Source organism: uncultured Veillonella sp. (assembly GCF_905209685.1).
In the GTDB taxonomy this organism is placed as follows: Bacteria; Bacillota; Negativicutes; order Veillonellales; family Veillonellaceae; genus Veillonella.
This window is the reverse complement of record NZ_CAJLUB010000068.1, coordinates 1-9,131: the sequence shown is the minus strand read 5'-3', so window position 1 is coordinate 9,131 and position 9,131 is coordinate 1. Positions and strand designations below refer to the sequence as shown.

The following is a 9,131-nucleotide window of genomic DNA, read 5'->3' as shown; positions in this document are numbered from 1 at the left end:
TTGGCAAGGCGGTGCTCTACCGCTGAGCTATTCCCGCATACAGAACCGATAATTAATATAACATAATCATCAATCTGTCGTCAAGAAGAATTTAAGTCTGTCCTGACTGCCCTATAATAATATCAATTTACACATATAGTGTCAATGGTTTTTCCATGAAATTCTCAGTTAATTTCGGATAATTGAGCATAAAACATACAAAAAGAGGGATTTAATACTCCCTCTTTTATATAGATTACTCTTTATTCTTTTGTCTACCTTTACCGGCACCATCTTCAGCTGCTTTAACCTCAGCTTCAACGAAGGTTTTCATATCATTTAACATATGCATAGATGCATCGATAATAGATAACCCCATTGTGGAACCCAATGCTTCATCAATTTGTAAATTGTAGTGTAAACATGGTTTTATTCCAAGGAATCGACATTGTTCCTTATGAATTGGTTCCTCATAGGCAGCCGATGGAAATACATAGTCTTTTACTAATGGCTCAATGGTAATAGCAGCCAATACAGCAGCACCTGTTACGGCATTATCAAAAACGATAGCCATACGCTGACTAGCAGCACCTAAGATAAAACCTGTTAAGAATGCAATATCTAAGCCTCCTGCAATATGAAGTAAATGCAATACCGCATCACGGCGCTCGCTTTCACTCAAAGCAGACCAATCATCAACAGCGATATCAAAACGATCTACAAAGGAATGAATATGAGCCGCTCGCTGTTCAATAGTAGGGCCACATTCAGTATGAACGAGAATATCGCTAAATTCACATTCTGTGATAGTTGCAGTCGTTACGAGAGAATCAAGGAATGCTCGTTCACCAATATTACCAATAGCAACGACTTGCAATCCATCGTTGTGTAATTTATCAGCATAATTAAAACCTAATTCAAGGGTCTCTTCTAATTCATCACGAGAAATGACAGGTTCTACACCGAAGAAGTGGGAGCCCTTACGGATAACCTGTTGGTCAATATTTGTTAAATCTGTTGTATCTTGTTCAAGACCTATATTTACAACGTGCACAGCTGCATTCAACTTAGATGCGGCCCCTTGTGTAGCCGTTCTACCTTCATTGAAACGCTTGATAGCCTCATAACTTTCACTACCATGCTGACTATTTTGAGGACCATCTACCAAGTGGTCCGACGCCACCACAAGTACGCCATATCGCAAATGATTTGGTTGAGGATCTGCCAGAATGCCCGCAAAACGCTCAGCTATTAACTCTAACGTTGCAAGGCTATAAATAGGTTTTGTTAAATTATCGATACGTAATCGGCATGCTTCCATGGATGGTGCATGTAATGGTTCAATTGTAAAAGTTCTCATGCCTTACCTCCTGTAACAGCCAAATACATATGAACGGCAAGATCTAGCATTCCCATTTGAATGGAGCCACCAGAGGCCTCACCGAGACATAGCCCTAAATCAACATAGGCTTCAAGGCCTAAATTTTCTAAAGAAGATTTAGCCGCTTTTTCAGCAGATAAATGAGATGCCATTACATAATCCATCGCCTGTGGAACTAATGTTTTAGCAACCAATGCACAAGCAGATGTATTAAAACCATCAATAATAACAAGTGCATTATTCGCTGCAGCACCTAGAATAACACCTACGATACATGTAAATTCAAAGCCGCCCACAGAGGATAAAATTCCGATTGCATCATCTTTCGGAATATCTTTATATTTTTCTAATACATCATGCACAATGCGTTGCTTTAATTTTAGACGCTCATCAGAAATATTAGTGCCTCGTCCTGTAGCTTCCTCTGCAGTGAGTCCTGCAAACTTGGCAGTCATAAGAGCACTAGCAGTAGTATTGGAAATTCCCATTTCCCCTACTAAGAAAACATTAAAGCCTTCGTCGATTTTCTCTTTTACAAGCCGGATACCTGTTTCAATGCCTTCAATGGCTTGTTCACGTGTCATGGCCGGTTCTTCTACAAAGTTTTTTGTGCCCATACCAAGTTTATGACTACGGAGTCCTGGCACCCAGCTCATATCTGCATCAATGCCCATATCGATGACTTCCATTTGAGCACCACAGTAATTAGCTAAGGAATTGGCGCCCGCCCCCTTAGGAATTAGGTAGTTTTGTGTCATTCCTACAGTTGTTTCCTTTGGATACGCACTTACGCCCATATCGGCCACGCCATGATCGGCAGAGGCAATAATCATACAAGGCTTTGGAATCGTTAAGTGTTCCTGATTTGTAGCCGCACCATATTGAGCCACCACGTTTACAAGTCGCCCATATTGTTCTACAGGTGAACCTGCATTCCAATTATCGATTATATGTTGTTCAATTTCATGACTGCGACCTCTAATAGCGTCACAAGTTTCTTGTAACAAACTCATGGTATCTCCTTAACTAAATAATATGTTAAATGTATATTCTTTACGAACCCTAGTATACATATTATACTGCATAAACCGCGTTGCTTCAGCTACATAAATATACATCAAACTCAAATGAATGTTAATTACTCATTGTTAGTACTCTATGAGTGCTAACCAATGTATAGCCTTAGCTAATAATTATTTATCATTAGCTATTCTTTATTTGTCCTGTTAAATATGGTAATTTACCGCGAATTTCTCTGCCTCGTTCTAAATAGGCTTCTAGACTTTGCCCTTCGTCTTCTTGTAAAAGTATTTCTTTTACCCGTTGAATTTCAGATTCGATTTGTGAAAGACCTTCAATTACATTGTGTCTATTACCGTAGATGATTTCACGCCACATAGATGGCAAACCACCGGCAACCCGTGTACAATCTCTAAAGCCTCCTGCAGATAATTTCATGCGCAACTCGCCTAATTCATCACCACCGGAAACTTGAGTTAAAATGGATGCCAATAAATGTGGCATATGACTCACCATAGCTAAATACGCGTCGTGAGCATAGATATCGACAAATTCAATACGTGATCCTACAGCGCGTCCCATTTCAGCTAGTTCTTGAGCAACATCTTCACTATATACATCAGAGGCCTTATCCTCTAGTACAATCCAGCCCATACCTTTAAATAGGTTTTTATGAGATACTTCGTAGCCACCCTTTTCAGAGCCAGCCATAGGATGAACAGACACAAAAATTGTCCCTTTCGGAATAGAATCATATACAGCTCGTACAAAGTTTTCCTTTGCACTAGATACATCAGTCACCACTTGTCCTGGTCTAAAAAGATGTGCCATTTCTGTAAATAGTCTTGCATTTGTATCTGGAGGCAATGAAAATACAACGATATCTGAATTTTCAATCAATGGTTCTACCTCAGTCCAAGCAGCTTTTACCACCCCATCTTGAATGGCCGCATCACAAACCTCTTGGCGACGCGCATAACCCACTACCTCATAATCGGTATAGGCCTTTAAAGCCTTCGCCAACGAACCACCTAGTAAACCTAAGCCAATAATACCTACTGTCTTACTCATATAAACCTACTTTCACAAATAATTAGCCTTACACTCTCTAATGTAAGGCTAACTATATCTACAAACTACTAAATATATATTGAAATCGTGTAAATATAAGACTATACCTCTATGAGGCGTCTATTTTTCCACTTCCCACTATACCAGCGATATACAAATAATAAACCTCGTAAAATTTCATCTACCGCCATGGCAATCCAAATGCCTACGAGCCCCCATCCCCAGTAAATACCAAATAAATAGGACAATGGTACAGCACATAACCACATGCCAAAAATGCCTACGAGCATCGGTGTTCTAATATCCCCTGCTGCTTGTAAGCAGCCAACCATAACAATATTAACGGCACGACCTAACTCAAGAAAAATCTCAATCAGTAATACATTATGTGCTAACGATAGGATTTCTGGATCCGTAGTAAATATGGATAGTACAATATCACTGGTAATATAAAAGAACGTAGCCAGTCCTACACTAATGGCAATGGCTAACAACATAGAATGCCATACGCGATTTGTCACCTCAGCTTGTCGTTTAGCCCCCATCAGGTAACCCACAATAACTTGAGATGCATTTGCTAATGCTATGGTATATACATAGCAAAGCATGGCAACAACTGATACATACACCTTTGTATTAATAACAGCTAGCCCTAGGATATTGACCATTTTCATAATCGTTGTCTGAGATAACTGATAACTTAAGGTTTCACCACCAGAGGGAACACTGATATTCAGTAAAGACTTAACCGTATGCCACGGGAATGGTTTTAAAAATTTGAAGCTCACCTCTAACGTAAGCAACTTCTTAAATGTATAGCCGATAATTACGAGGCCTACCACCTTAGATAACCAAGTAGAAATTGATACACCTAACACACCTAGACTTGGTATCGGACCATGTCCAAATATTAATATATAGTTAGTTGTGATATGGATAACATTCATAACCAGTGCAATATACATGGTAATACGTGTTAATGAATGCCCCCTAAATACTGCTACCAATGCATAGTACATAGCTTGAATTGGTAATCCTGCTGCTACAATGGTTGTATATACAGATGTATCACTCATCGTTTCTGGCGGAATACCAAGCCACGTAAAGATCCATTTATGACAGGTGATAAAGAATACGGCCGCTATAGACGAGAAGAAAAAGTTCAGTACCAAGCTAACCGTACACACCTCTGATAACTTCGACTGATTACGGGCCCCTAAATATTGAGCAATCAAAATCGTCGTAGCGGTACTCATAACAATGATGAGCATAATAAAGATATTTAGAATTTGATTGGCATTAGCCACGGCTGCTACCGTTTGAGGAGAGTAATGGCTCATCATCACTTGGTCTATATTACCTACCAACAGCTGTAGGAACACTTCGATAAATATAGGCCAGCTCAAGGTCCAGATAGACAAGCTAATCCCTTTTTCATAAGACTTCATAGTATCCCCTTATATACTAATGTCAGATTTCATAGTATGCCCTTTATACACTAACACCCAATTGCCTATCCCTTAAAAGAAAACGCCTTTAGCTTTTTCTTTAGTTTCTTGATCTGCAATAAATGGAATTCTTGTAGTTCTACCTTCTTTTGCAGCTACAATCTTTTTAAATGGGAATTCAAAGATTTCTCTATTCCAAGTATTTACAGCATCATTATACAACGTTCTAGCTGCAGTAATTTCTTTTTGTAAGTAAGAATTTTGTTGCATTGCATCACGAATCGTATCTTGGCTTTGTAATTCAGGATAATTTTCTATAGCTACGTTGAGGGCTCTTGTAGCCTTATTAAGTTGTGCATTCACATCACTTCTAGATTCTTCAGAAATATTACCACTTCTATACTTAGCAATGTCTACAAGGATATCCTTATCAACTTCAATAGATTTTTCCACAAGTTTAGCCGCATTAGAAAGAATCACCACACGTTGCTCCATATAGTTATCAATTTCGGATGCAGCATTTTGAATTCTTTGTTCCATCATATTAAATTCTGAGCTAATTTGTTTTAATCTCCACCATGGATAAATTAGCACGATTGCACCAATAATGGATACTAGATACTTGTCGATAACTATGCCTAAAACGATACCGATAACACCTACTGCCATAAGGATCGTTGGAAGAAGTTTTTCAAAGCCACTAGTTTCAACAGGGATTACCTTAGCGATAACATGCACATCTCTGCCTTCAGACATAATTTCCGGATTCATTTCGTCGAGTTGGTTAGCCATTTTGGGTACCTCCAAATTCTTTGTAAATAGTATTTAATAAATCGTCGAGAGACTGATTTTGTCGATATAGTTTACCTGCCATAAAGTGATCGTATGCAAAAGACCTATCTCTATTATTTTCAGATTTTTGATACTGATCTAGACCTTTAATATGCTTAAAATCCTCTCCAGCAGATTTAATTTCTGAAACCTCTATAAATTCGTGTTTTGTAACAGGTACATACTCGTCCCAGCGTACTGGAACATAATAGGTTCTACCATTACCAGCTCGTACAGGCACTTGATCTACGTGTTCGATGACCCTATAAGAATAGGCATCTACCTTAATTACCTCAGAGTCACCTTCATTTTTATGGTGGCTAGTCTTAAGAATTGTTTTTACATTATTCCGCTGAGCCGCATCAGGAGGAACAAATAAATTAAGTCCCATTTTATTTGCTAGCATTTCTGTAATGTAATCATTATATTTGAAATTATAAGACTTGCCATAAATATAATCATTAGAAGCCATTTGTTGATACACAGGAATCGCTAAAATTGGTAGGAATGAGAAATACATGTGATCAAAGTAACTGCAGTTGTAATTAATGAACTTCTCTTTAATCTTTTGGAATGAAAAATCATAATACTGAGATGGTGATGTATCAAAGTCCCAATTTTGAGAATTGTCAGCTTTAATCTCATTAATTTTACACTCTTTATTAAATATAAAATCATCTCCATATGGAGAGTTTTCAAAAATATCCTTATAGTTGTTTTGTGCTAATGGCGTAAATAGTACGCGGAACTCAACCTCATTGTTGCGATCTAATGCATTAAATTGTGCATCGAACTCTTCATTAGCTAAGGCCTGAAAATTACTACCCGCCTCCAATGAGTCTTGACTCATCTTTCTAAGGCTGGCTATTCCTTTAGCTAATCGACTCTTAGCACCACCGAAATTAAAGAATCCTTTTTCCGGTGGCTTCCTATGGAATGTTAGGTTAGGTGCTGCAGGATTACCATACACTAAAGATACTTTATTGGCATAATAAGGACCTGGTTGTCTTATAACGGCCCGTAATGTTTCGTTAACATCACGAGTTTTTAGATTCCCATTAGAATCAACATACTCTTCTGTATACGTAACATTTAAGGTGCCTTCATACGTATAATCATCCATCCAGTGGATTATGCGCTTCAGAAAAACAAAGGGGTTTCCTAAAATATCACCAGAAGCAATATCTAAGGTGGAATGATTTACATCACCTTTTTCTAAGAATCCATAATCTTTAACGAGCTGTTCATATCGTTCAATATTAAAGTTAGAATCCATATGAATAAAAGGAATCGCCTTTTTTATAAGTTCTACAGTCATTTCACTATGAAATAGATCGTTTAAAGGGGCCATCATCTCATAGCCTTCTTGACGCATTTTAGCTAATGTAGCATCTAAATCATTAAGTTTTTCTTCAAGGCTCTTACTATTAGGCTTAATCCAATATAGGTAAAGCCCTACACATAGAACTAATATAAGTATAGAAACAATAACCGCTACAATATCAATATGATCTTGTGAAAACTGATAAATACCATAAATAATGGCACCTATACCAATAACAATATCAACCTTTTTGATAAGGCCAAATCGTTTATAGGATGTGTTTGATTGATCGCGATTTTCTGATACCTCAGTATACTTATCTATTAATACTTTGTTGTTATCTATATCAATCTTTGATTGATCTACTAATTGTTGAAAGTATTCTTCGGTTACTTGTTGAAACGCGTCCTTTAACTCTTCCCGATAATACTTAAGTGGCTCTAGTAATGCTTCATTATATTCATTCGACACGTTACTCATTCCATCTCCTTAATGAATCGCATAGCAAATGATACTTCTATACGTTTCCATTATGCCTTATATTCTGAAATAATAGCCTCTTATATTTATAAGCGTTCAAATTTTACTTAATTATAAATATCCTAAATTATAAATTAGTATATCAATTAAGAAAACCTCCGTAAAGTAATAATACGATTCATATCGCTATAAAATAACCATATCATTCATAACACTCTGAAGTAATCATACGATTCATAATGTGATAATGTAAAACCCCTCTTTACTGTTCATCCAGTAAAGAGGGGTTCAGATTATACATAATTCAATTTAGATAAGATTATTTAAATTGATTGCAAAGGCTATCAAATAGCGCTTGATCTGGTTTTACAACATCTTCAGTTAATGGACGAGGATGTGGACCACCATTTGCTGCCGCCATAGCTTTTTCGAAGGAAGGTTTAGTAGTATCTTGATAGATAACACCTGTTACCAAGCCATCAGTTTCACCCAAAGTTTTAAGTGCTGCTGCACGATCTGTTGGGTCATAACCTTCTGGCAATTCTACCAAATGTTCTTTAAACCAGTCATAGCTGTTGTGTTTATTGTATGTAACACATGGGCTGAATACATTGATGAAGGAGAAACCTTCATGATCCATTGCCTTTTGAATCAACTCTACAAGTTGTGCACGATTAATCATGTAACCTTGTGCTACGAATGTAGCACCTGCAGCAATTGCAGTTTCACAAACGGACAATGGAGATTCGAAAGCCCCACGAGGAGTTGTTTTTGTAACAAAACCGATATCGGAACGAGGGGATGCTTGACCTTTAGTCAAACCATATACATGGTTATCCATTACAACGTATGTCATATTTACATTACGTTTGAAAGCATGGATAGTGTGACCCATACCGATAGCGAACGCATCACCATCACCAGAGCAAGCGATAACTTCTAAGTCTTGGTTAGCAAGTTTAACGCCTTGTGCGTAAGGAAGCGCACGACCATGAGTTGTATGAGCACCATAAGCGTAGAAATAACCACCGATACGGCTAGAGCAACCGATACCGGAAATTACTGCTAATTTTTCTGGTGGAATATTTTTCGCTACTACAGCGTCAGTAATCGCTGCTTGAACCCCATAATGGCCACAGCCTGGACACCAGTTAGGACGAATATCGTTTCTGTAATCTTTAGCTGTTGTCATATTATAGGACCTCCTTAATCGCATTTTTCACATAACTTTTTGTGAATGGATTACCATCGTATTTCAAGCAGCTGGAAATTTTAGATTTCTTATGCATGTTGATTTTAAATAAGTTAGTCAATTGACCTGTTGCATTGTGCTCAACGATAACCACTTTTTTCGCAGCATCCATAAATGGTTGTAATTGTTTTGCTGGGAATGGTTTAATCAAGCGCAATTGCAAGTGGTTAACTTTAACACCTTCTTGATCGAATTCAGCAACAGCTTCTTCGATAGCGCCACGGCTAGAAGCCATACCTACAACGAGAACATCTGCTTCGTCGTATTTAGCGTTATTCAAGAATGGTTCGTAGTTATCAGCTACAGTTTCCAATTTGCGGAAACGTTTATCAGTTTGCGCTACGT

Annotated in this window: 7 protein-coding genes and 1 pseudogene; all 8 read right to left on the bottom strand. The window is 37.7% G+C overall.

The window, feature by feature from the left end; genetic code table 11:
- Nucleotides 1–235: 235 nt before the first annotated feature.
- On the bottom strand, nucleotides 236–1,339 hold the full coding sequence (locus QZ055_RS06115) for a nicotinate-nucleotide--dimethylbenzimidazole phosphoribosyltransferase (protein WP_295825312.1): 1,104 nt from the start codon (nucleotides 1,337–1,339) through the stop codon (nucleotides 236–238).
- Nucleotides 1,336–2,373: a nicotinate-nucleotide--dimethylbenzimidazole phosphoribosyltransferase gene (locus tag QZ055_RS06110; protein WP_295825310.1), complete on the bottom strand. Its 1,038-nt coding sequence runs from the start codon at nucleotides 2,371–2,373 to the stop codon at nucleotides 1,336–1,338. The genes QZ055_RS06115 and QZ055_RS06110 overlap by 4 nt, the downstream gene beginning before the upstream one ends.
- A 190-nt stretch (nucleotides 2,374–2,563) precedes the next feature.
- A complete protein-coding gene (locus QZ055_RS06105) occupies nucleotides 2,564–3,451 on the bottom strand; it encodes a prephenate dehydrogenase/arogenate dehydrogenase family protein (RefSeq protein WP_295825308.1) in 888 nt (295 codons plus the stop codon).
- Nucleotides 3,452–3,552: 101 nt separating this feature from the next.
- Nucleotides 3,553–4,899 carry an MATE family efflux transporter gene (locus QZ055_RS06100; protein WP_295825305.1) on the bottom strand — a complete coding sequence of 449 codons (1,347 nt, stop codon included), beginning with the start codon at nucleotides 4,897–4,899 and terminating at the stop codon, nucleotides 3,553–3,555.
- A gap of 72 nt (nucleotides 4,900–4,971) precedes the next feature.
- Nucleotides 4,972–5,691 (bottom strand): LemA family protein, encoded by a 720-nt coding sequence (locus QZ055_RS06095; protein ID WP_295825303.1) that lies wholly within the window; start codon nucleotides 5,689–5,691, stop codon nucleotides 4,972–4,974.
- On the bottom strand, nucleotides 5,684–7,534 hold the full coding sequence (locus tag QZ055_RS06090; RefSeq protein ID WP_295825301.1) for an MAG1210 family protein: 1,851 nt from the start codon (nucleotides 7,532–7,534) through the stop codon (nucleotides 5,684–5,686). Before QZ055_RS06090 ends, QZ055_RS06095 begins: the two co-directional genes overlap by 8 nt.
- 319 nt (nucleotides 7,535–7,853) lie before the next feature.
- Nucleotides 7,854–8,726: a 2-oxoacid:ferredoxin oxidoreductase subunit beta gene (locus QZ055_RS06085; protein ID WP_295206381.1), complete on the bottom strand. Its 873-nt coding sequence runs from the start codon at nucleotides 8,724–8,726 to the stop codon at nucleotides 7,854–7,856.
- A gap of 1 nt (nucleotide 8,727) precedes the next feature.
- Nucleotides 8,728–9,131 (bottom strand): annotated as a pseudogene (locus QZ055_RS06080) (2-oxoacid:acceptor oxidoreductase subunit alpha); the annotation flags it as partial.

Bases quoted from the DNA above. Each gene is read 5' to 3' on its own strand.
- QZ055_RS06085 (WP_295206381.1), bottom strand. From the start codon at position 8,726: ATGACAACAGCTAAAGATTACAGAAACGATATTCGTCCTAACTGGTGT.
- QZ055_RS06095 (WP_295825303.1), bottom strand. From the start codon at position 5,691: ATGGCTAACCAACTCGACGAAATGAATCCGGAAATTATGTCTGAAGGC.
- QZ055_RS06105 (WP_295825308.1), bottom strand. From the start codon at position 3,451: ATGAGTAAGACAGTAGGTATTATTGGCTTAGGTTTACTAGGTGGTTCG.
- QZ055_RS06100 (WP_295825305.1), bottom strand. From the start codon at position 4,899: ATGAAGTCTTATGAAAAAGGGATTAGCTTGTCTATCTGGACCTTGAGC.
- QZ055_RS06115 (WP_295825312.1), bottom strand. From the start codon at position 1,339: ATGAGAACTTTTACAATTGAACCATTACATGCACCATCCATGGAAGCA.
- QZ055_RS06110 (WP_295825310.1), bottom strand. From the start codon at position 2,373: ATGAGTTTGTTACAAGAAACTTGTGACGCTATTAGAGGTCGCAGTCAT.
- QZ055_RS06090 (WP_295825301.1), bottom strand. From the start codon at position 7,534: ATGAGTAACGTGTCGAATGAATATAATGAAGCATTACTAGAGCCACTT.